This window comes from Helicobacter ibis, assembly GCF_027859255.1.
Classification (GTDB): domain Bacteria; phylum Campylobacterota; class Campylobacteria; order Campylobacterales; family Helicobacteraceae; genus Helicobacter_D; species Helicobacter_D ibis.
Map to the genome: position 1 here is coordinate 228,523 of NZ_JAQHXR010000002.1, position 22,383 is coordinate 250,905.

At 31.2% G+C, this 22,383-nt stretch carries 24 protein-coding genes; 13 read left to right on the forward strand and 11 right to left on the reverse strand.

Annotation, left to right across the window (positions count from 1 at the left end):
- Window positions 1-42: 42 nt before the first annotated feature.
- The 4 genes from PF021_RS04445 to mnmH are packed head-to-tail and all read left to right on the forward strand — an operon-like array spanning window position 43 to window position 2,361.
- Window positions 43-423 (forward strand): YbgC/FadM family acyl-CoA thioesterase, encoded by a 381-nt coding sequence (locus PF021_RS04445; RefSeq protein ID WP_271021215.1) that lies wholly within the window; start codon window positions 43-45, stop codon window positions 421-423.
- Between the two features lies 1 nt (window position 424).
- The gene (locus tag PF021_RS04450; RefSeq protein WP_271021216.1) at window positions 425-670 is read left to right on the forward strand and encodes an HP0495 family protein; all 246 of its coding nucleotides are present in this window, start codon (window positions 425-427) and stop codon (window positions 668-670) included.
- The gene (locus PF021_RS04455) at window positions 660-1,397 is read left to right on the forward strand and encodes a M15 family metallopeptidase (RefSeq protein WP_271021217.1); all 738 of its coding nucleotides are present in this window, start codon (window positions 660-662) and stop codon (window positions 1,395-1,397) included. The genes PF021_RS04450 and PF021_RS04455 overlap by 11 nt, the downstream gene beginning before the upstream one ends.
- Window positions 1,333-2,361, forward strand: a complete 1,029-nt coding sequence (gene mnmH / locus PF021_RS04460) for a tRNA 2-selenouridine(34) synthase MnmH (RefSeq protein ID WP_271021218.1) — start codon at window positions 1,333-1,335, stop codon at window positions 2,359-2,361. Before PF021_RS04455 ends, mnmH begins: the two co-directional genes overlap by 65 nt.
- Here mnmH and PF021_RS04465 read toward each other — a convergent pair.
- Entirely contained in the window at window positions 2,344-3,111 is a 768-nt protein-coding gene (locus PF021_RS04465; RefSeq protein WP_271021219.1) for an undecaprenyl-diphosphate phosphatase, read from the reverse strand. The genes mnmH and PF021_RS04465 overlap by 18 nt on opposite strands.
- Before the next feature lie 104 nt (window positions 3,112-3,215).
- On the opposite strand from PF021_RS04465, the gene PF021_RS04470 reads away from it, so the two are divergent.
- From PF021_RS04470 to mnmE, 8 genes are read left to right on the forward strand one after another with little or no spacing between them, the layout of a single operon-like run.
- Window positions 3,216-4,640 (forward strand): acetyl-CoA carboxylase subunit A, encoded by a 1,425-nt coding sequence (locus PF021_RS04470; protein ID WP_271021220.1) that lies wholly within the window; start codon window positions 3,216-3,218, stop codon window positions 4,638-4,640.
- 10 nt (window positions 4,641-4,650) lie between these two features.
- Window positions 4,651-5,418, forward strand: a complete 768-nt coding sequence (locus PF021_RS04475) for a methyltransferase domain-containing protein (RefSeq protein WP_271021221.1) — start codon at window positions 4,651-4,653, stop codon at window positions 5,416-5,418.
- 47 nt (window positions 5,419-5,465) lie between these two features.
- A complete protein-coding gene (gene rpmH, locus PF021_RS04480) occupies window positions 5,466-5,600 on the forward strand; it encodes a 50S ribosomal protein L34 (RefSeq protein ID WP_026943676.1) in 135 nt (44 codons plus the stop codon).
- A gap of 13 nt (window positions 5,601-5,613) precedes the next feature.
- Entirely contained in the window at window positions 5,614-5,934 is a 321-nt protein-coding gene (gene rnpA, locus PF021_RS04485; protein ID WP_271021222.1) for a ribonuclease P protein component, read from the forward strand.
- Window positions 5,931-6,269, forward strand: coding sequence for a membrane protein insertion efficiency factor YidD (gene yidD, locus PF021_RS04490; RefSeq protein ID WP_271021223.1), 339 nt, complete (start codon window positions 5,931-5,933; stop codon window positions 6,267-6,269). The genes rnpA and yidD overlap by 4 nt, the downstream gene beginning before the upstream one ends.
- Window positions 6,263-7,858: a membrane protein insertase YidC gene (gene yidC, locus PF021_RS04495; RefSeq protein ID WP_271021224.1), complete on the forward strand. Its 1,596-nt coding sequence runs from the start codon at window positions 6,263-6,265 to the stop codon at window positions 7,856-7,858. Before yidD ends, yidC begins: the two co-directional genes overlap by 7 nt.
- 14 nt (window positions 7,859-7,872) lie before the next feature.
- Window positions 7,873-8,568, forward strand: coding sequence for a Jag N-terminal domain-containing protein (locus tag PF021_RS04500; RefSeq protein WP_271021225.1), 696 nt, complete (start codon window positions 7,873-7,875; stop codon window positions 8,566-8,568).
- On the forward strand, window positions 8,549-9,925 hold the full coding sequence (gene mnmE, locus PF021_RS04505) for a tRNA uridine-5-carboxymethylaminomethyl(34) synthesis GTPase MnmE (protein ID WP_271021226.1): 1,377 nt from the start codon (window positions 8,549-8,551) through the stop codon (window positions 9,923-9,925). Before PF021_RS04500 ends, mnmE begins: the two co-directional genes overlap by 20 nt.
- Here the strand turns inward: mnmE and PF021_RS04510 are convergent, their stop codons facing one another.
- The 9 genes from PF021_RS04510 to PF021_RS04550 form a co-directional block, all read right to left on the reverse strand.
- Window positions 9,926-12,229 carry an efflux RND transporter permease subunit gene (locus PF021_RS04510; protein ID WP_407081408.1) on the reverse strand — a complete coding sequence of 768 codons (2,304 nt, stop codon included), beginning with the start codon at window positions 12,227-12,229 and terminating at the stop codon, window positions 9,926-9,928. It lies immediately after the preceding gene.
- Window positions 12,216-12,800 (reverse strand): MlaC/ttg2D family ABC transporter substrate-binding protein, encoded by a 585-nt coding sequence (locus PF021_RS04515; protein WP_271021227.1) that lies wholly within the window; start codon window positions 12,798-12,800, stop codon window positions 12,216-12,218. Before PF021_RS04515 ends, PF021_RS04510 begins: the two co-directional genes overlap by 14 nt.
- Window position 12,801: 1 nt before the next feature.
- Window positions 12,802-13,503: an MlaA family lipoprotein gene (locus PF021_RS04520; RefSeq protein ID WP_271021228.1), complete on the reverse strand. Its 702-nt coding sequence runs from the start codon at window positions 13,501-13,503 to the stop codon at window positions 12,802-12,804.
- Window positions 13,500-15,359 carry a 1-deoxy-D-xylulose-5-phosphate synthase gene (gene dxs, locus PF021_RS04525; protein WP_271021229.1) on the reverse strand — a complete coding sequence of 620 codons (1,860 nt, stop codon included), beginning with the start codon at window positions 15,357-15,359 and terminating at the stop codon, window positions 13,500-13,502. The genes PF021_RS04520 and dxs overlap by 4 nt, the downstream gene beginning before the upstream one ends.
- A gap of 2 nt (window positions 15,360-15,361) precedes the next feature.
- The gene (fliH, locus tag PF021_RS04530) at window positions 15,362-16,216 is read right to left on the reverse strand and encodes a flagellar assembly protein FliH (protein WP_271021230.1); all 855 of its coding nucleotides are present in this window, start codon (window positions 16,214-16,216) and stop codon (window positions 15,362-15,364) included.
- Window positions 16,209-17,243 (reverse strand): flagellar motor switch protein FliG, encoded by a 1,035-nt coding sequence (fliG, locus tag PF021_RS04535; protein WP_271021231.1) that lies wholly within the window; start codon window positions 17,241-17,243, stop codon window positions 16,209-16,211. The genes fliH and fliG overlap by 8 nt, the downstream gene beginning before the upstream one ends.
- Complete coding sequence (gene fliF, locus PF021_RS04540; RefSeq protein ID WP_271021232.1) at window positions 17,243-18,964, reverse strand: flagellar basal-body MS-ring/collar protein FliF; 1,722 nt, start codon at window positions 18,962-18,964, stop codon at window positions 17,243-17,245. Before fliF ends, fliG begins: the two co-directional genes overlap by 1 nt.
- Before the next feature lie 9 nt (window positions 18,965-18,973).
- The gene (hisC, locus tag PF021_RS04545; RefSeq protein ID WP_271021233.1) at window positions 18,974-20,077 is read right to left on the reverse strand and encodes a histidinol-phosphate transaminase; all 1,104 of its coding nucleotides are present in this window, start codon (window positions 20,075-20,077) and stop codon (window positions 18,974-18,976) included.
- A gap of 79 nt (window positions 20,078-20,156) precedes the next feature.
- Entirely contained in the window at window positions 20,157-21,593 is a 1,437-nt protein-coding gene (locus tag PF021_RS04550) for a hypothetical protein (protein WP_271021234.1), read from the reverse strand.
- A gap of 116 nt (window positions 21,594-21,709) precedes the next feature.
- On the opposite strand from PF021_RS04550, the gene rpsU reads away from it, so the two are divergent.
- Entirely contained in the window at window positions 21,710-21,922 is a 213-nt protein-coding gene (rpsU, locus tag PF021_RS04555; RefSeq protein ID WP_271021235.1) for a 30S ribosomal protein S21, read from the forward strand.
- 1 nt (window position 21,923) lies between these two features.
- Here the strand turns inward: rpsU and PF021_RS04560 are convergent, their stop codons facing one another.
- Window positions 21,924-22,379, reverse strand: coding sequence for a hypothetical protein (locus PF021_RS04560; protein ID WP_271021236.1), 456 nt, complete (start codon window positions 22,377-22,379; stop codon window positions 21,924-21,926).
- Window positions 22,380-22,383: the final 4 nt, after the last annotated feature.

A 22,383-nucleotide genomic window follows, 5' to 3' on the forward strand; every position in this document is an offset into this window, starting at 1 on the left:
AAGCTAGAATCTGCACTTGCTTAAAACTAAAGGGTATCATCGATGAAAGTTAGAGTATATTATGAAGATACAGATTGTGGCGGAATCGTATATCATAGCAACTATTTAAAATACTGCGAGAGAGCAAGAAGCGAGATGTTTTTTAAAATAAATTCTAGCCCTTTTCAAAATGGAATAGGATTTGTAGTAAAAAACATGAATATAGATTTTTTAGCTACCGCCAAATTAGGTGATTTACTAGAAGTAAAGACGCAATTATTAAAAATCAAAAATGTATCAGTTGAGCTAAAACAAACGATATACTTAGAAAATACAAAAATTTTTGAAGCCCAAATCTTGCTTGCATGTATAGATTCTAAAACTAGCAAACCAACAAAGATTCCGCAATGGGCAAATGAAGTATTTCAAATATTAGGACAATAATATGGAAAAACCACAAATACAATATCCATGCACTTGGAATTACAGAATCATAGGAGAGAGCAAAGAAAGGCTTGTAGAAATTGCATTTGATATAATAGACACGAACTTTAACCACACTCCACAAATGCAAAGCAAAAACGGAAAATATCACAGCATAAATATAGAAGTAGTAGTGCAAAATGAAGAACATAGAAATGATATTTTTAAAAAACTCCAAAAACATGAGGAAATAAAGTTTGTTTTATAGAATCTTTTTTGTCTTGCTTTTATGCCATGTAGCAAATGCACAAATAGCCCAAAACTGCCTAAAAGAAAGCTATGATGATATTTTACACATAGATGATTTAACTATTACATTTAGAGATTCAACTACTTTACAATGGAAAGACAACTCACAAAAAATCTATGAAGAAAAATTAAACAATCCATTTATGTCTTATTCATTTGATACAAAATATCCAACACAAATGTCACAAAAACCAGAACTAGATAGCTCAAGAATTAGGGATATAAAGTTTTTTAAAAAAATATATGGCACTTCAAAGCAAAGCGTTGAAAATAATTTAGAAAAAATAAAATGGATAGATGAATCTTATGTGCTTTTTAATACCAAAAACAATGCAAGTGAAGCACTAAAGAGAGTGATACACAATTTAAAAACTCTAAAAGAAGAAAATAAAAAATATCTAACAAACATAGGTGGAACTTATAAATGGAGAAATATTGCAGATTCAAACAACCTAAGTCCTCATAGCTTTGGGATTGCAATTGATATAAATGTAAAATATTCTCGCTATTGGCTATGGGATATACAAACAAACAATAATAAAAAAATAGAACAAATACCAGCACAAATAGTAGAAATCTTTGAAAATGAAGGATTTATATGGGGTGGAAAATGGTGGCATTATGATACCATGCATTTTGAATATCGCCCAGAGATTCTATGCTTTAGTAGGCACGATGATAGATAAATTTCAAGTTATAATAGATGTCCGCTCTCAAAGAGAATATGCTCACTCTCATATACCAAATGCCATTAATTATCCTGTGCTAGATGATGAAGAATACGAAAAAATAGGCACACTTTACAAAAAAGATTCATTTTCTGCAAAAGTAAGAGGTGCTAGTTTGGTGTGCAAAAATATCAGCAAACATTTAATGCAATTAGAAAATATAATAACCCCTGCAAAGCCATTTTTAATATATTGTGCAAGAGGAGGAATGAGGAGCAAATCATTTTTTGTTGTATTAAAAGACATAGGATATCAAGTAACTAGACTAGAAGGTGGTTACAAAACATACAGAAAAGAAGTTACAAATTATTTGGACAAAACTCCAAAACATAAGTTTATAACCCTAGTTGGCAAAACAGGCAGTGGCAAAAGTGAGATAATACAAAACTACAAAGATTCAATAGATTTAGAAAACCTAGCACAGCATTTAGGTTCTAGCTTTGGTGGCATATGTGGGTTTCAGCCAAGCATTAAACAATTCCAAAATATGCTATATGACAAAATGATAAAACTAGAACAAGCCCCATTTGTTCTAATAGAAGGAGAGAGCAAAAAACTAGGAGAAATAATCATTCCATCAAAACTATATCAAAGCTATCAAAACTCGCCAAAGATTCTAATAACCTCTCCACTAGAACATAGAATCCAAAGAATAGTAAAACAATATGGAGTAATAAGTAGAGAATTTTTTCAAACTTCAATGCAAAAAATTTCGCCATTTATGGAGAAAAGATTCTGGCTAGAAGCACAAGAAGCATACAATAAAGAAGATCTAGAAAAAGTAGCTGAAATACTACTTGTAAAATACTATGACAAAGTCTATAAAAAAGACAATTATCAAGCTAAAATAGAAGTCCAAAACATAGAAGATTCTATGCCTAAAATACAAAAAATTGCCAAAAGCTTAATAAATATAGAATAAAAACACAATTCCTAAAATTATTCTATAAACACCAAATGGAATAAAATTAAATCTAGATATAAATTTCAAAAACACTTTAACCGCCAATAGAGCACTAAAAAAAGCCGCAATAAACCCAACAAGCAAGATAGTTAGGTTATCCATATTTAATACTTCATGACTTTTATATATACTATATAAACTAGCTGCAATCATAGTAGGAAGAGCTAGTAGGAAGGAAAATTCAGCAGCCGTCTTTCTATCACAACCAAGCAATAGCCCACCTATAATAGTTGATCCACTGCGAGATGTCCCGGGAATCATTGCTAATGCCTGAAAAAATCCAATAATAAAAGCATTTTTATACGAAATATCTAAAGTAGATTTTGCAGTGTGATTTTTATCTTTATACAACAATTCTATAACTATAAAAGCCACTCCACCAACAATAAGCATTATAGAGACAACAATTGGAGAAAATAAATTTTTAATATATGGGTATAATAAAAATCCTAAAGCACCCGCAGGTAAAAACCCTAAAATAAGCTTAATCCATAACGAAATTCCCTCTGTAAAAAGCTTTTTTAAAAATACAAACAACACCGCTAAAATAGCACCAAGCTGTATTACAACTTCAAAAGTTTTGTGAAATGTATCTTGCTCTATCCCAAGCAACTCTGAAGCAAGTATCAAATGTCCAGTAGATGATATTGGTAAAAATTCAGTTAAACCTTCAACTATTCCTAAAATTATTGCACTAATAAAATCCATTAAATAACCTAAATATAAAAATAGTGGCAATTCTAACATAAAAAACGAAACATAATTAAAAAGTTGTGTATAATACATAAATTTAAGCTTAAAAAGGTATTGGTATGTTTAGAAGAATCTTAATTGCAAATAGAGGCGAGATAGCCGTTAGAATAATCCGTGCGTGTAATGATTTAAACATCGAATCTGTAGCAATATATTCTAATGCTGATAGAGATAGTCTGCATCTTAAAATGGCAACTAAGACATATCTTATAAGCGATGATCCAATAAAGGGCTACTTAGATCCTGATTTAATAATCCAAGCAGCAAAAGAGACTGATTGTGAAGCCATACATCCCGGATATGGGTTTTTAAGTGAGAATGCAACTTTTGCAAGAAAAGTTGTCCAAGCAGAACTTGTATGGATAGGACCAAATTATGAAGTAATAGAAAATATGGGAGATAAAAATAAAGCAAGAGAGCTAATGCAAAAAAATGGGATTCCAATAGTTCCCGGAAGTGATCCTCTAAACAATCTAGATTCACACTCAAGAGCAAAAATAGCAAACAAAATAGGCTATCCAATAATCCTAAAAGCAAGTAGCGGTGGCGGAGGAAGAGGCATTAGAGTTGTATATAACGAAAGTGAGCTAGAATCTTCTTTTGAAGCATGCAAAAGAGAGGCTTTGACATTTTTCAAAAATGATGATGTATTTATGGAAAAATATATACAAAATCCAAGACATATAGAATTCCAAATACTTGCTGATAACTATGGAAACACGATACACTTGCTAGAGAGAGACTGCTCAATACAAAGACGACATCAAAAACTAATAGAAATAGCACCAAGCCCAACAATGAGTAGCGATCTAAGACGAAAAATGGGTGTAGTAGCAGTAGCTGCTGCAAAAGCCGCAAAATACACAAATGCTGGAACCGTTGAATTCCTACTAGATGATGATAATAAATTTTACTTCATGGAGATGAACACAAGAATCCAAGTAGAACATGGAGTAACAGAAGAGATAACTGGGTTAGATTTAATAGGGAGACAAATAAGAATTGCAAATGGAGAGATTTTAGACCTAGCACAAAGTGATATACACGCTCAAGGCTATGCAATAGAAGCAAGAATTAATGCTGAAGATGTCAATAATGACTTTTTGCCAAACCCTGGAGTGATAACAGCATATTATCCTGCATTAGGACCTTTTGTAAGAGTGGATAGCTATATTTATAAAGGGTTTAAAATACCTCCATTTTATGATTCAATGATAGCAAAGCTAATAGTTAGAGCCACAAGCTATGACTTAGCAGTGCAAAAGCTAAATAGAGCATTAAATGAATTTAAGATTCGAGGCGTCAAAACCACGATACCTTTTTTGATTAATATTTGTAATGATAAGGATTTTAGGAGAGGACATTTTGATACATCTTATTTAGAAGAAAAATTACAAAGTTTACTACCACAAGAAACAAAAGATGAGAGTGATTTAATAGCAGTAATTGCTACTGCACTTGCAGCACAATTTGAAGAACAATAAAAAATAAAAAATGGAATGGAAAGCAGATAAATATTTAAAATTTAAAGAATACAGAAATCTAGCTAACATTGATTTAATAAATGCAATTAAAAGACATGGTAATTCTTATAGCAGCATACTAGATTTAGGTTGCGGTCCTGGAAATAGCACAACTCTACTAGCACAAACTTTTAAAGATTCAAAAATACTAGCTTTAGATAACTCACAAGATATGATAAATAAAGCAAAAAATCTAAAACTAAAAAACTGCACCTTTGAATTATGTGATATAGATAAAAACTTAAACACAACAAATAAATACAACTTAATATTTACAAATGCCTCAATCCACTGGATAAAAAATCAAACAAAACTTCTAAAAAATATCACAAATATGCTAGAAAAAAATGGAATCTTTGCTATGCAAATACCACTAGATTCAAAGTCTATCTTCCATAAAAGTGCAAAAACACTTATAAAAAAATATAACACAAAGATAGATAGAATCTTTTTCTCCCTTCCCTATGCTAAATATTACGATATTTTATCAAAGAAGTGTAAAGTAGAAATGTGGGAGAGCACCTATTTTCATAGATTAGATGATATAGATTCAATTCTACAATGGTATGAAGGCTCAAGCCTTACTTCATACACAAACAAATTAGAAAAAGATTCACAAAAAGACTTCTTAGATGAGCTATTAAAAATACTAAGCCAAAAAATAAAACCACAACAAAATGGGGATATATTACTTCCATTTCCTAGACTATTTATAATTTCTAAATATTGCTTTAAGTAAGATTTTTATATCATTAAAGTTTATTTTTATTTTAAGGGATTTTTATAATGAAAAGAACATATCAACCACATAACACTCCAAGAAAAAGAACTCATGGCTTTAGAGTAAGAATGCAAACAAAAAATGGTAGAAAAGTAATAAACGCTAGAAGAGCTAAAGGCAGAAAAAGACTAGCAATATAATTGGGCTATAAACTTGGTAACACTCACAGAAAAACAACACTTTAACAAAGTCTATAATAGTAATAAAAAATGGCACACGGCTTACTTTGTGCTGTTTTTTAAAGATTCAGAGACAAAGAGAGTTGGTTTTAGTGTATCCAAAAAAGTTGGAAATGCGGTGTGCAGAAATCTTATAAAGCGAAGACTAAGAAGTCTGTATCGGAAATCAGAATCAGATACCATAAATGGGGATATGATACTACTTGCAAAACAAGGTATAGATAAGGCTTCATACAATGTCTTACAATCGCAATACTTGCACGCATTATCTAAGTTGAAGTTGGTTGCAAGATGAGCATTATTGACTGCTATCAGAAATATATATCAAGGCTAATTGCACCAAACAAATGCAGATACTTTCCGACATGTTCTCAATATGCAAAAGAGTTATATAAGTTTGATAATCCATTTAATGCAACAATAAAGACGATTTTAAGAATCCTATCTTGCAATCAGCTCTTTGCTGGTGGAGTTTCATATCCAAAAATAACAATCAATACATCAAAATTAAAATTAAAAATACAAAATCCAAAATATTTTCTGTATTGGTTTATCCCAACTAACACCAATTATGCAAACAAACAACAGGTGTATATAATAAAAAACTACAACAAGGCAATCAAATGTTAGATAAATTAGACAATTTAAACTCACAAACAAGAATTCTTTTGGCAGTGGCATTAGCATTATTGTTTTTTGTTCCATATAGTTACTTCTATGCACCACAACCAACTGATACAAATGCAACAAAAAGCACACAAATATCAACTCAAGCTAACGCGCCAAATGCACCAACACAAGAAACTACACAAACACAAAACATAGATAACGCAACACAAAGCACAACAAGCACAGATATAATAGCTACTATTGATTCAAAGAATTTCACATACACAATCGACAATCTAGGTAGAATCTCACAAGCAACGCTAAAAGAAGAAAGATATAAACTAGATTCAAAGCCACTTGAATTGTTCTCAACTTCATTGCAAAACGACCCAAAGCCACTTGAAATCAGATTCTCAAATCAAGTATTAAATCAAAAAGCATTCAATATTCCATACACTACAAGTAGTGCAAAATTAGATATAACAAATGATTCTAAGATCATAACTCTAACACAGAATCTAGGTGAGATTGTGGTTGAAAAGATAATTACCTTTTATCCAAATGGATATTATGAAATCACAATTAATATCCCGGAGAATTACCCATACTTCATATCAACTGGTATGAGACCTAGTGTAGAAAATGACGCCTATGTTTTTAAAGGAGTAATAGTTAAAAATAGCGATGGAACAATCACAACAATCGAAGATGGAGACCAAAGCGAACAAAGTAATTTTGCAAAATCAACAATCCTAGCTGCTGTTGATAGATACTACACTACTTTACTTTTTGATAAAAATGGTATGGATTCTGTTATCTTAAACAATAGCAAAGATAATCCTATGCCTTTTATAAGCATAAATGGAAGCACAAAACTACAAGGTTATATAGGGCCAAAAGACTATAGATTACTACAAAGTATAGATCCAGTATTAACTGATGTTGTGGAATATGGAATTATAACCTTCTTTGCCAAACCATTATTCTTGCTATTAGAGATTCTATATAATCTAGTTGGAAACTGGGGTTGGGCTATTGTTTTATTAACAATAATAGTAAGAATCGTGCTATATCCTCTAACATATAAAGGCATGGTATCAATGCAAAAGCTAAAAGACTTGGCACCAAAGTTAAAAGAGATTCAAGCGAAGTATAAAGGTGATCCTCAAAAGCTACAAATGCACATGATGGACTTATATAAAAAGCATGGTGCAAACCCAATGGGAGGTTGTCTTCCTATATTATTACAAATGCCAGTATTTTTTGCTATTTATAGGGTTTTATACAATGCAATAGAGCTCAAAGGTGCAGAGTGGATATTTTGGATAAATGACTTATCAGTTATGGATCCTTATTTTATCTTGCCTATTTTAATGGGTGCTACAATGTTCTTACAACAACATCTAACACCAACTGCATTTAGCGATCCTATGCAAGAGAAAATCTTTAAATTTTTACCACTTATATTTACTATATTCTTTGTTACATTCCCATCTGGTTTGGTGCTTTATTGGTTTGTTAATAACATATTCTCAATATTGCAACAATTAGTTATAAATAAAATGTTAGCAAACAAAAAAGAAAAAGAAATCGCTGAACACAAACACTAAAATAGGAGTAAGTAATGAAAAAAATAGAAGCAGATACATTAGAAAACGCACTAATTAAAGCTTCTAACGAGTTTTCATGCTCTATAATTGATTTAGAGTATGAAATTATTCAATACCCAAGTGCTGGATTTTTTGGCTTTGGCAAAAAAAGTGCGATAATATGTGCACAAACCAAAACACCACAAACTGAAATTCAAGCTTCAAACACAGAAGAACAACCACAAACAAGCATACAAACAACAAAAGACCTAAATACAATATCTCAACAAGTAAAACAAGAACTAGAAGAACTACTATCATATTTGCCATATAGTATTAGTTATATATTAGTTGAACCATATGATGATAATACCCTATATATAAAGCTAGATGGTGAAGATTCTGCATTATTAATAGGCAAGGAAGGATATAGATATAAGGCTATTTCATATATGATTTTTAATTGGATAAACCATAAATACGACTTAATGGTAAGGCTTGAAATTGCTGAGTTTCTAAAAAATCAAGAAGAAATGATAGCAAACTATCTGCTACCAACAATAGAAACAATCAAACTACATGGTAAAGCCCAAACTAAGCCATTAGATGGGGTTTTGGCATATATTGCATTAAAGCAACTAAGGGATGAATTTCCAAACAAATACATATCATTTAGACTAAATAATAATGGCGAAAGATACATAATTATAAATGACTTCTACAACCAATGACACCATAGTAGCTCCGGCTACTACTTATGGTAAAAGCTCAATAAATATAATAAGACTAAGCGGAAAAGCTTCTAGAGACATACTAGATAAACTAGCACAAAAGCAGATTAATATAAATCACAAAGAAGCAAAGCTAATCAAGATATATTTTGCAGATGGAAGTTTGCTAGATGAATGCATAGCTATATATTTTAGAGCACCTAATAGCTATACAATGGAAGATGTAGTAGAAATTCAGTGTCATGGTGGTTATTTTATTGCAAAAAGTATATTAAGTGAATGTATAAAGCATGGTGCAAGAATTGCAAATGCTGGAGAATTCACAAAAAGAGCATTTCTAGGAGGCAGAATCGATCTAAGCCAAGCACAAGCAATAGCTAAATTAATAGAAAGCAAAAATAAACAAAGTCATAATATGCTAATGCGACATCTAAGCGGGGAAATGCGTGATTTTTGCCATTCTTTAAGGCAGAATCTAATAGAACTATTAGCACATAGTGAAGTCTTTATAGATTATAGCGATGAAGATTTACCAAACGACCTAATAAATAGCATGGTTACAAAGCTAGAAAATATCGAACAAAAACTACAAAACCTAATTGATTACTCAAAGCATAAACAAGCAACAATAAAAGGTCATAAAATATGCATAATAGGCAAACCAAATGTAGGAAAAAGCACTCTTTTAAACACATTATTAAACGAAGATAGAGCAATCACAAGTGAAATAGCAGGAACAACAAGAGATAGTATAGAGGCTGAATTCATATTTAGAGGGCATAGCTTGTTATTGATTGATACTGCAGGAATAAGAGATAGTAAAGACCTAATAGAGCAAGAAGGCATAAAAAGATCTCTAAAAAAAGCACAAGAAAGCGATATATTAATAGCAATATTTGATATAAGCAAAGAGCTAACTAAAGATGATACAGAAATAATAAATATACTAAAGGAAGCAAATAAAGAAGCATTTGTAATTCTAAACAAAAATGATTTACAAAGCAAGTTTGACATTGATATAATAAAAGAGTTTTCTCCATTTAAAATATCTCTAAAAGATATAAACGCCACAAATGAAGATTCTCCATTATCTGATTTTAAGAATTCTTTAGAAAACCACCTAAATAAAAGCGACAATATAGAATCTCTAATTCTTAGTTCAGAATATCAATATCATGCAATAAATAACTGCATAGAAGCAATCAAAAATAGCAAAGAACCATTTTTGTTTGGGGAGTTAGAATTATTTAGCTTTCATATAAATACAGCTATAAAAGAAATCGCTAAAATAACAAAACCATACGAGTATAGTGAAGTATTGGATAGCATTTTTAGCGATTTTTGTCTTGGAAAATAACTACTTTATAAGTAGCATTCTAGGTAATAAAATAAGCGATGAAATAAGCATTAAAATCATAACTGCACTTGTAATAATCCCAAAATAAATCGTAGGCACAAAACTACTACTAGTCATAGTTAGAAATCCAATTATAATTACAACAGCAGTGTAATACATGGCATTTCCTATTGATTTATGTGAGTTTCTTATTGCAGTCTCTTTTGAGTTTGTCTTAATTTCTTCTTTGTATCTATGAATATAGTGTATTGCATGATCTACACCCATTCCAAGAGATATAGCAGCAATAGTAGCAGTCATAATATCAAGACTAATACCGCTAATACCCAAAATCCCAAATACAACACATAGCGGAATCATATTTGCCACAAATGCAATAATTGCAAGTTTAAAACTTCTAAACACAAGCACAAAAAGCACAAAAATAATAAGCATAACAAATAATAAAGTATCAACTTGTGAGCTAATTAAACTCTGTAATAAATCATTATACAAAACCATAAGTCCATTTACTTCAAAGCTTACATTTTCACTCTCTAAAATATTTGCTAGTTCTAGCTTTACTTGTTTTATAAACTCATCTCTCTTTAAGCTAGATGAAGAATCAAGGATTCTAACTACAAATCTCAACTCATCTTGTTGTATATTTGCATAAGGATAGAAGAGTTGCGATTTTAAAGATTCATCTAAATTATCATAAAGAAACGAAAAGGTAAATCCATCTGGCTTTAAGCCTAATTCCTCTAATAACAGTGAGACACTATGCAAACTAAGTATAGACCCAGCATATTCATTCTCTAAAAAATACTCGTGAATCTTTTTTGCTATTCTTAGTTTTTCTTCGCTAAAGAAATACTTATCCTCTTTTGCCAACTCTTCAAATTCACTTTCAAACTCATCATTAATGCTATCTTTTGTTTCGTTTGTTGCAAATTTCACTATAACTTCAAGAGGTATTGTACCTCCTAGGTTTTCATCAATTACAAGTAGCCCCTCTTTGATCTCACTACCACTTTTAAAATAATTAATAAAGCTATTTTCAACACTCAAATACCTAATGCCATAAACACTAAATACAACACATAAAAATGCAACAAAATAGATTCTAAGCTTATTGTTTATCGCAATATTTGAGCTAAACTCTAAGATTCTAAGACCAAGTGAGACAAACTCAACTTCTCTAGGAATCCTCACAAGCATCATAAATGACATAAAAACAACAAAAGTAAAAATAAGTGCAACTAAAACACCAATTGCCATAACTACACCTAAATGCACTATTGGCATAATATTTGCAAACATAAGCCCTAAAAAACCTATCATAGTAGTGGCAACAGCATAAAAACTAGGAGTGGTTTTCTGCAATGCAGTAATTAAAATTAGTCGTTTTTTATCTGCATTTTTGTATTTTTTTATATTTTCTAAATAAGAGACTATTAGATGTATTATCAAAGATATATTAACAACAAATAAAATAGATATATAATTTGATGAGACTATTGTTATTTTATATCCTAAAAGTGCAAAGATTCCACTACTTATAACAAGTGTAAAAATACACACAACAATAGATAAAATAACAAAGCTAAGATTCCTAAAAAATAACCACATAACAACTGCTAAAATCAAACCAAGCAATAAAGTATAAACCAATAAATCAGACTTAATATAATAAACAATATCATCAACTATTAAAGGCACACCACCTATATACATCTCATCTTTATAGCTATTTTTTATTTTCTTTATCTCATCTATTGTGTGGCTATAATCAAATCCACTTTTCAAAAAAACGACAATTCCAGCAGTTTTTGAATCTTCTGAAATTATATTTTCTTTAAAAAATGGATTATTTAAAATTTCTTCTTTAGCAAGATTTATGTCTATTTGTGGAGATAGAATATTTGCATTAGCCTTTATATTATCTTGTAAAGAAAAATCTTTAATACTCTTTAGAAGTGGTGCATTTGCTATGCTTAGCGTTGATTGCACCGCATCTAGTTTGGAAATTTTTTGCAAGAGCTCCTCTATAAATGCAATTGAATCTTTGCTAAACACATCTCCGCTCTTAGGGGTATAAGCAAGAAGCAAAAAATCACTACCTTGATAATTTTGAACTATATTTTCATAGGTTTTGTAATTTTGATTATCATCATATACTAAGCTTTCTGAACTTGCATCAATAGAGATTCTAAAAGCAAAAAATAAAAAGAATAAAAAAATAGACAAACACAAAAGAAGTGTCAGTCTATAATGATTAATAACACCAGAAAATATTAAAGATAAAAAATTATTCTTCTGCAAATAGCTCACCACTTTTTAATCTATCAAAAACACCATCTATACCGCTACTTTTTAGTATATCAGCAAACTGCGAACGATAAGTCTGCACAACACTAATACCAATAATATCTACATCATAAATCAGCCAATCATTATTCTTTGGATAAAACTTAAAAATTATATAGCTTAGTGCTCCATCAATAACGATAGAAGCAGTTAGATTATAGCGATTCTCCTTTATTTGTTCACCACCTACAACCTCGATTGTATTATCCTTATATAGCTCTAATTTAGAAGCGAAATTTTGTTGCAAACTTTTCTTATAATAAGATACAAACATCTCCTTTTGTCGATTATCTAAGTTATTATACTCTTTAGACAAAGACAACTTTGCCATAAGCTCATAATCAAACATAAAATCAAATAATGCAAATATCTCATCGGCCATAATCTTGCTATCTTTGTTTGTTTTTACTATTTTCATACTTTTATCAATTCTAGCTTTCATCTCACTTTCTATGCTATCAAACGGAAGTGCATATAAATTAACACAAAGCAAAGCACAGCACAAAATCACAAATACTTTTTTCATATTATCTCCTAATTAATTCATCTCTGTATTGTTCATAAGAATCTCTAATAAGCAAATAACTATCACTAGAATCTTTTCTAAATTCATCAAATCTAGGCTTATTTACAACAAAATAATTTATCTCCTTTAGTGCCCTAACGCCAACAGATAAATAAAATGGGTCTAAATAATTTATAGGATAGATTAAAGAATCTAAAGGCATAGCAATAGAATCTCTTAAATTGCTAGGTCCTAAAATTGGCAACACCAAATAAAAGCCAGAACCAAATCCATATCTACCAAACAATACACCAAAGTCAGATTTATTAGCATACAAACCATTACTAGTAGCAATGTCAAATACACCAAAGATTCCAACCGTGCTATTTAAAGCAAATCTACCAACCTCATTATAAGTTTCTTCCATTCTAAAAGATAGAAGATTCGTTAGGATATTTAAAGGAGAAAATAAATTATTAAAAAAATTATACACGCCCATTCTAAATCCCAAAGGAACCAATGTATTATAAACATCTAGCATGGGAGAAAATACATAATCATATAATTGCCAATTAACATCACTCATAAAACGATTATAATTCTCCAATGGGTCATTTACAACCTGTATATACTCTTCTTCAAATTCTTCTAGTTCGTTCAAATTAGCATAAGAAATATTTTGCAAACTGCAAACTAACAATAATATTGAAATTATATTTTTCATAAAACCTCATTTAGTATTTTTTCTGTTATTGTCTCTATATCTCTCTTTAAGCTTATTTCGATTTCTTCTGTTTTACCATGTGGTATGAACTTATCTTCATATTCAAAAGACGCTATTTTTACATCTAAATTATTAAAATTAACAAAACTACACAAACTCTCTGCAACCCCACCAATTACATTGTTTTCGCTAAAGACATACCATCTTTTATATTTAAGCGCTAATGCTTTTAGAGATTCTTCAGGCAATGGCTTTAAGAATCTTAAATCAACAACACCGCACTTTAACTTTTCTTCTAATTTTTTAGCACAAAAATACGCACTTCCAACGCCATTTCCATAACCTATTAATAAAACTTCACCTCCTTCTTGCAAAATTTCTAACTCACCATATATAAACTTGCTTGATGGAATCTCATCTTTAAGTTTAAAAGACTTTCTAGGATAACGAAATGCACATGGAGATTTATCAAAATTATTTGCAAAATAAATTGCCTCTTTTAATGTCTCATTATCTCTAGGTGCAAATATCGTAAAATTCGGTATCATCTTTAAATATGCTATATCAAATACCCCTTGATGCGTCTCCCCATCTTCTCCTACAATACCTGCTCTATCAATTGCAAATTTAACAGAAGTATTCATAATACCAACATCATGTATTATCTGATCAAACCCTCTTTGCAAAAATGTCGAATAAATAGCCACAAATGGCTTATATCCCTCTTTTGCCAATGCACTTGCTTGTGTTACTGCATGCTGTTCCGCTATTGCCACATCCCAAAATCTATCTGGCAACTCATCTATTAATAAATCCAAGCCCGTCCCACTAGGCATTGCCGCTGTCATTCCAACTATCTTAGAATCTTCTTTTGCCAATTGTAAAAGTGTCTCTGAAAATACTTCTGTAGGACTTTTAATAGAGTTTTTAGAGCTTGAAGACTTACCAGTTTTTATATCAAACGCTCCTACTCCATGCCAATTCTCCAAATGCCCTTCAGCATATGAATAGCCCTTGCCTTTTAAGGTTTGCACATGGACAACGACTGGTTTTTTTAGTTCTTTTGCTAATTTTAAAGAATAAATCAAGTCTTTTAAATTATGTCCGCAAATAGGACCTATATATTCTAAACCAAACTCTTCAAAAAGCATACCCGGAGTAATTAGCTTTATAGATTCTTCAAATCTCTTTGCTAGATATGTTGCATTTGGCATATTGTTTATTATGTTTGCAATCTTTCCTTTTAGATTCTGAGAAAACTTGCTGGCAATCGCCTGTGATAAATATTTGCTAATAGCGCCTATAGGCTTTGCTATACTCATTTCATTATCATTTAAAATGATAACAAAAGGATATTTCCTCTCTCCAAGCTCATTTAGTGCTTCATATACCAACCCAGCACTCATTGCTCCATCACCTATTAATGCAACTGGGATTCTTCTTTGATGATTTAAATAAATAGCCTTTGATACACCAACTCCAAGTGAAATAGAAGTAGAACTATGTCCTGCTATGAAGTAATCGCACTCGCTTTCATCTGGCTTTGTAAATCCACTAATTCCACCAATTTTTCTAAGTGTAGAGAAGCTATCCCATCGTCCAGTTAGAAGCTTATGAGCATAAGCTTGATGGCTAACATCAAAAATAAAAGGATCATTTGGATTATCAAAGACACAATGCATAGCAATTATAATCTCAACAGCACCCAAAGTCGAACTTAAATGACCACCATTTTTAGACACAACTTCTAATATTCTGCCTCTTATCTCATCTGCTAACTTGTCTAACTCTACATAATCATCATCACTATATTTGTTTTGTTTTAACAACTCTATGTAATGTTGTGATAAAGGCATAACTAACCCTTGTTGTCTAATATTGATTTTTTCAATGTTTCAAACCGTAAATACAAATCACCATCAATATTGCCTTCATTACTTAAAATAACAACACCTCCCTTTGCTATTGCTTGATCTGATTCCAAAACAATATTATTTAAATCTTTCAAGCCTTCCTTTAAATCCTCCAAATCTCCTGGAAATACCTTTAGTGTAACTTGTGCATTTTGTGCTACATTTTCCAATAATGTCCTAGCAAGAGAAGCAGCTATTTTTGCACTATTTGCACTTACTTCAGTGGTTATTACTTCTCTTGCTATATCTAGCGCTATTGAGCTTAGTTCCTTCTCTAAATTCATTATGTGATTTTTTGAATTTGCAATATTTTCATCTATTCTTTGTATGCTTAGGGAGTATAACTCTTTTTGACTATTTATCTGTGCTTCTAACTCCATTTTAGCCTTTTGATATCCTTCTTCAAAAGCCTTTAGCCTAGCTTCCTCTCTTGCCTCATTTACTCTTTGTCCTATTTCTTGCTCTTGCCTATTAAATTGCTCTTGTAATTTTTGTAAAGATTCTGCTAAGATATCACTTTTTTGTAAAATCTTATCTACAACTTCAGCTTCAAATAGCTTTAAAGATGGCACATCAACTACTTCTTGTGTATTTTCTTGAATCTCTTGTGCTTGAGGTATATTTTCCTCTACACTTTGAGGTTCTGCAATAGGCATTGCCTGTTGTATAGACATCTGTTGTTTATCATCATCTTTTTGCTTTTTTGTCATATCCATATTTCTAAAGCTATATTTTTTTATATCATGCCTTGACTTGTGGGCTTCAGTGATTATATTTTCATGTTCGTTAATATTATTCAATGGTATCCTCTTGTTCGCCAATTTGAATCACTCCCTGTTCAGAGAGAGATTGCACACTCTCAACAATTCTTCTTTGTGCCGCTTCTACTTCTTTAACCTTTACAGCACCCAAAAATTGCATTTCCTCCAAAAATTGCTCACTAGCCCTTTGAGACATATTTGACATAAATTTTTGCTTTAGCTCCTCTGGAGAAGCCTTTAAGGCTAATAACAAATCTTTTTTATCTACAATCTTTAGAATCTCTCTAATAGCGTTATTATCAAGCTTTTCAATATCTTCAAATGTAAACATCATCTCTTTAATTGCAGCTGCAAGTTGATCATCTATTTGTTCGATATAAGCAATAGTTGCCTTAGCCGCCTTTTGCCCAAGCCTATTAAACACTTCTGCAACCGCTCTTGTACCACCAACTTCAACTTTATAGCTAGTAAGAGATTCAAGCTTATTTTCTAGCACCGTTGATACTCTTTTTACTACATTTGGAGAAATATCTCCCAAGTTTGCCATACGAATCGCAATTTCAGCCCTTAAATCATCAGAGAAAAAATTTAGCGTTTCAGCTGCATTTGTAGGGTCCATGTGTGCTAGTATCAAGGCTATTGTTTGAGGATGCTCATGAATAATGAAATCTGATAGTTGTTGCGGACGCACACGAGATAGATAGGCAAAGTTTTGAGAACTTTGCATAGATTTTGCAAGTTTATCAAGCACCTTTTTAGCTGCTTCAGGTCCAAGTGTCCTATACAACAACTCTTTTGCATACTCAAAACCACCAGTTGAGATGTATTGATTTGATTGAAAAATAGCATAAAACTCCTCTAAAATAGCAGCTGCTATTATCTTATCTACACCAGAATTTTGTGCTATATATTTTGAAATTTCAGTAATTGAATCCAAATCTAGGTGAGAAAAAATTTCACCAGTTATTTCATCACCCAGCTGAACTAGCAATATAGCTATCTTTTCAGACATTGATAATTCATCATATTGTGCCTGTTGTCTTGGACTAAGAGAAATCGATGGCATTAGTTCTTCCCTCCTTTATTAATATCAAGTCCTAGCTCATCATGAACTAAAGTTTGGAACAAATTAGCTAGTTCTGCAGGTTTTTCAGTAGCTAACTCCTTGATTTTTTCTAACAATACATTGTATTTTATCTCATCTTCATTAGAACCAGCACCAAAGCCTAATTGATCCTCGATTCTTCGCCTCATTTCATTTAATCTATCGCTATTTTCTTCTTCATCTTCATCGATTTTTAGAAGAGATTCAATTTCTTCTTCCTCATCAGCCCTTGCCTCAAGCATTCTCTCACTAAATGGAACAATAACTTTCTTATAGAAGAAGAATAATATAAGCCCAACAATAGCATACTTAAGAAGTGGCATAAATGGTGCTAGTAACGCTTGGGTAGCATCTAAGAATCTCTCCAAAGGAGTTCTAGCTTTAAAGCCAGATAGTTGACCATTTAGCTGAAAATTACTAACTGATACTTCATCGCCTCTTTGTTGATTGTAGCCTATTGCTTGTCTAACTAGAGCCGTGATTTGCTCCATTTCACCTTCACTTAGTGCTGTATATTCTAATTTTTCAACACCTTGTTCATCTAGTTGCTTTTGATATTTTCCATCAACTACAACTGCAGCTGATAATCTCCTAATTGTCGCAAACTCTCCTTTTATATTCGAAATTGTTTTACTTATTTCATAATTTGTTGTTGTTTGAGATTTTTCGTATTTTTCTTTTGTATTATCATCATCTAAACCTTGAACAGGTCCTATATTGCTCACAACTCCGGGCACACCGCCTATTTCTTTTGGTCTAAAGCCCTCTCTTTTTTCTTCTAAATTTTGCTCACTTCTTACTACATTGTTTGGGTCATAATATTCTTGTGTGCTTTGTTTTTGTGCGAAGTCAAATTCTGCTGTTACCTTTGCTACAACGCCCTCAACACCACCTGTAATAGGTGCTAATATATTTACTATCTTTTCTTCTAAAGAGCTTTCAAAATTTGTCTTATATCTAAGTTGTGCTGCTGCTAACTCTCTAGCTCCGCCAAGCTCGTCAAGCTCACTTAAAGGCTCACCTCTTTCATTTACCACTTCTACATTTTCAATAGTTAAATTCGGAACAGCAGATGAGACGATGTTTTTAATACCAGAAATTTGTTTTGGAGTTAGTGTCTGTGCAGGTTTAAATACCAATACAACTGAAGCAGTAGGTGGCGTTTGCTGACTTACAAACACGGTTTTTTCTGGTTGCGCTAAATGCACTGTTGCTTTTTGAATCGGTGATAAACTCTCAATAGTTCTAGCTAACTCGCCTTCTATGGCTCTTAAATATTTTATTTTTTGGTCAAAATCAGTAGCACCAAAATCCTTTGTATCAAAGATTTCAAATCCTATCTTGCTACTTTTTGGTATTCCATTACTAGCAAGTTTCATTCTTTGCTCATAAACAAACTCTTGAGGAATTAAAATTGTATTATCTTTTGGTATCTTGTATGGAATCTTATCTTGTTGCAGTTGCTGAATTATAAGTGCTCCATCTTCTGGCATTACACCTTCAAACAACACCGCATATCCGGGATATAACACACCAGCTTTATTATTGCTTGAATTCCAAATAATAAGTGCTGAAATAAAGCCAACTATCGCAACTATCGTAGCTAAAATTACTATTTTTTGCTTTTTATTTAGCCTCTTATATAAAGCTCTAATTTGTTCAAATAATGCTTTTAAATCCAAATTCTATCCCTATAATTGCTCTAAAAATCTGCTAAAAACTTCAAAGAATCTCTCATTTTGAGACTTAGTGCCTATTGTTATTCTAATAGCATTTAAATTGTATGATTTTAAATCTCTTATAATTATACCCTGCTCTAAGAGATACTTACATACTTTTGAGCTATCAGCCATATCATCTAGTATAAAAGTTATAAAATTAGCAAAAGAAGGCAAATATTTTATATTATGACTTTTTGCAAACTCACAATAAAGTGGCATTTGTTCTTTTACTAGTTGCAAACTCTTATCCAAATATATCTTATCTTGTAAAGATTCCTTTGCTGCAACTAATGCAAGACTATTTATATTAAATGGTGGCCTAACTTTGTTTAAAGCATTAATTATTTCATCTCTTGCAATTCCATATCCAATTCTTAAACCAGCTAGTGCATAAACCTTAGAAAATGTCCCTAAATATATTACATTAGAATATTTTTCTATTAACTCTTTAGGGTTTATGCCTTTTTTGTCATCAAAATATAAAGCATATTCTTGATAAGCACCATCTATCACAACTAAAGTATCGCTATCTATCCTATCTAAGAATCTAAATACATCTTCTTTGTTTAAGCATTCTCCTAGCGGATTATTTGGAGTGCATAGGAATATCATGCTTGGCTTATGCCTTTGATACTCACTATAAAACTCATCTAAGTTATGAAAATCACTACTTGTGCGTATAGTCTCAACACCAAAAGTCTTAGCATATATCTCATACATAGCAAAGGTAGTCTTAGCCATTAATGCTTTTGAGTTAGGATATGATTTTACATGCATACAAAACTCGATTATTTGATCGCTACCAGAGCCTAAAATTAGATTATTTGCAGATATTTGATAGTGTTGTGATAGGGCTAATTTTAAATCATATGCAGAGTCATCAGGATATAGGTTAAGATTACTTATGGATTCCTTTACTGCATTAAGTGCTAACTGGCTTGGACCTAGTGGATTTTCATTTGAAGCTAATTTTATTATGCTACTAGGCTCAATTCCAAATTCTCTGACAACCAATTCTATTGGTTTGCCAACCTCATAATTATGAATCTCATCTAATAGCCTATTAAAAGTCATATTTCACAGCACTCCAAACACAAAGTTATAACGCAACATAAACCATAATTGTAGCAAAATTTTAACCTTTTATCATATTTTACAAAATCATTCTCATCATGTCTATAAACTGATCTATGTTGTTGTTTGGTATAAAGTATTGCACACCACACTCTTTTGCCTCTTGCATTTCTTTATCAGATAGTTTATTTGGCACCATAACGCAAAAAAACGCAACTTCTCTACCTTCAAGCTTCTGTAATTTGGTATATAATTGAACATAATTCGTAGCCTTCATACCATTTACTTCCCACTCCATTACGATTATATTGAAATTATTAGACTTCAAAAGAGAAAGACTGCTTTTAGGATTATTTGAAGATACTACATTTAAGTCCTTGTCAAAATGCTCCAAATACTCCATGTATCTTTTACTATCATCTTGGTCTTGTTGAATTAACAATATATTTTTCTTAGAAAATGTCTCTAAATACTTCAATAATTCAAAAAGTTCTTTTGTTTCATGTCGAATCTTACTTTCATCAAGACTTCTTAAGAAGTATTTTAAAAATGTCTTTGAGCTATAAGTGCCTGTAATTCCTGCTTCAATAAAGAATCTCCTAACACTCAAACTCTTCTTGGCTCTCTGCCACAATAAAGCATCCAAATCATAAGCCTTAGAATTTAATAGCTTTATAAAATCAGATTTAAGTTCAGCAATTAGTGGAACATAGCTTCTAAGAAACTCATCAAAATATTTTTCTTCAAAATCCTTTCCAGCTTGTGTAATTTTTTCTAGCTTTTCTTTTTGTTGTTGCAAGTAATGTAGTAAATCAACATAACGCTTTCTGAAGTGCTTAAGATTCATCTGTGCATGTAAATATCCTGCACTACCATTATCTCTCCTTGCTACAAATTGTTCTTCCATATTTTTTAAAGTCGATGCCATTGAAGCTTGTTGCACACTTCCACTTGCGATAATACTTTTAGTAGATGAGATTGCTTCTTCATTTTTTACATATTCTATTTGTTTTGCTAAAAATATCTTTTCATAAGAATATTGTGGTGGGTGAGATGATTTTTTAGCAAAAGATTCATATTCTCTACCTAGTTTTACAAGCTCTGATTTTAATGTAGTAAGTGCAGTATTAGAAATAGTGCTATCAAGCTCAAATAAATCATTATAAGCAGTAAGCAAGAATCTCTTTATCCTTAAAAAATCAAGATTCTTACCGGAATTTATGTCTTTTTTGTATGTTTGCATCAAGTTTTCAACACCACCAAAAAAATCATAAATGCAATCTCTAATACTCTTTGTTTGTCTTATTATATAGTCTGTTGCTTCAGTTGTTTTAGGCTTTACTAGAGTTACCTCCTTTTTATCAGATAGCTCAAATTCTACTTCTAAATTTGGCACAATATCCCTAAAATCTCCTTGCCAAACATCTAAACTAAAAGCAAATTTTCGCTTATTGTATGCTTGTTCTATCAGCCCTTTGTGAAGTTTAGTATCCAAGCCTATTAGATACCCTATCATCTTAACCTTTTCCAAACTATTTTTAATTTAAAATTATAACAAATTCTACTTTTAATTAAATTTTCATGTTTTTACGCTAGAATCAAAGCTTAATTTTTAAAAAAGGTGGTGATTTTATGCCTGGTATTAAGACTAGAGAAAATGAATCTTTTGATGATGCTTATAGAAAATTCAAAAAGCAAACAGATAGAAATTTGGTTGTTACTGAAAGCAGAGCTAGAAGATTCTTTGAACCTATGACTGAAAAGCGAAAAAAGCAAAAAATAAGTGCTAGAAAGAAAATGCTAAAACGCTTATATATGCTAAGACGATATGAATCAAGGCTATAATCTAATTGGCTCTATTCTTTAGAGCCAATACAAAAACTACAAAAACATTAGCCACAAGCACCCCACTAAATAATCCAACCAGATTTAAATAATCATTCCTAAGCAAGATAAAAAATCCAACAACAAATAAAATATATGCCAAGATTCTAAGCGGAATAAAAAATATCTTAAATCCATTTTTAATAGACGATAAATTAATACTACTAAAAAACTTAGACTTTTTAGGAATCTCTACACTTACCTTTCCTATATCTTCATTCCATTTTTTATTAAAATTAATCTCATCTTCTTCTTTATCTTCATATTTATCAACATAGATATTCTGCAGAGATTCAAGCTCTTCTTTATTTGCATTATTAAGTATTTTCTTAATACTATTTGCTTGGACAAAAAACACAACAAGCACAATAAAACAAAAACTAAAAAAACCAAATATAAAATTAACAATAAACTCCAAGCAA

Bases quoted from the DNA above. Each gene is read 5' to 3' on its own strand.
- PF021_RS04500 (WP_271021225.1), top strand. From the start codon at position 7,873: ATGAAAAAAATAGAAGCAGATACATTAGAAAACGCACTAATTAAAGCT.
- yidD (WP_271021223.1), top strand. From the start codon at position 5,931: ATGAGCATTATTGACTGCTATCAGAAATATATATCAAGGCTAATTGCA.
- PF021_RS04520 (WP_271021228.1), bottom strand. From the start codon at position 13,503: ATGAAAAATATAATTTCAATATTATTGTTAGTTTGCAGTTTGCAAAAT.
- mnmH (WP_271021218.1), top strand. From the start codon at position 1,333: ATGATACCATGCATTTTGAATATCGCCCAGAGATTCTATGCTTTAGTA.
- PF021_RS04475 (WP_271021221.1), top strand. From the start codon at position 4,651: ATGGAATGGAAAGCAGATAAATATTTAAAATTTAAAGAATACAGAAAT.
- PF021_RS04470 (WP_271021220.1), top strand. From the start codon at position 3,216: ATGTTTAGAAGAATCTTAATTGCAAATAGAGGCGAGATAGCCGTTAGA.
- PF021_RS04450 (WP_271021216.1), top strand. From the start codon at position 425: ATGGAAAAACCACAAATACAATATCCATGCACTTGGAATTACAGAATC.
- rpsU (WP_271021235.1), top strand. From the start codon at position 21,710: ATGCCTGGTATTAAGACTAGAGAAAATGAATCTTTTGATGATGCTTAT.
- mnmE (WP_271021226.1), top strand. From the start codon at position 8,549: ATGACTTCTACAACCAATGACACCATAGTAGCTCCGGCTACTACTTAT.
- yidC (WP_271021224.1), top strand. From the start codon at position 6,263: ATGTTAGATAAATTAGACAATTTAAACTCACAAACAAGAATTCTTTTG.
- PF021_RS04465 (WP_271021219.1), bottom strand. From the start codon at position 3,111: ATGGATTTTATTAGTGCAATAATTTTAGGAATAGTTGAAGGTTTAACT.
- dxs (WP_271021229.1), bottom strand. From the start codon at position 15,359: ATGCCTTTATCACAACATTACATAGAGTTGTTAAAACAAAACAAATAT.
- hisC (WP_271021233.1), bottom strand. From the start codon at position 20,077: ATGACTTTTAATAGGCTATTAGATGAGATTCATAATTATGAGGTTGGC.
- fliG (WP_271021231.1), bottom strand. From the start codon at position 17,243: ATGCCATCGATTTCTCTTAGTCCAAGACAACAGGCACAATATGATGAA.
- PF021_RS04550 (WP_271021234.1), bottom strand. From the start codon at position 21,593: ATGATAGGGTATCTAATAGGCTTGGATACTAAACTTCACAAAGGGCTG.
- rpmH (WP_026943676.1), top strand. From the start codon at position 5,466: ATGAAAAGAACATATCAACCACATAACACTCCAAGAAAAAGAACTCAT.
- PF021_RS04445 (WP_271021215.1), top strand. From the start codon at position 43: ATGAAAGTTAGAGTATATTATGAAGATACAGATTGTGGCGGAATCGTA.
- PF021_RS04515 (WP_271021227.1), bottom strand. From the start codon at position 12,800: ATGAAAAAAGTATTTGTGATTTTGTGCTGTGCTTTGCTTTGTGTTAAT.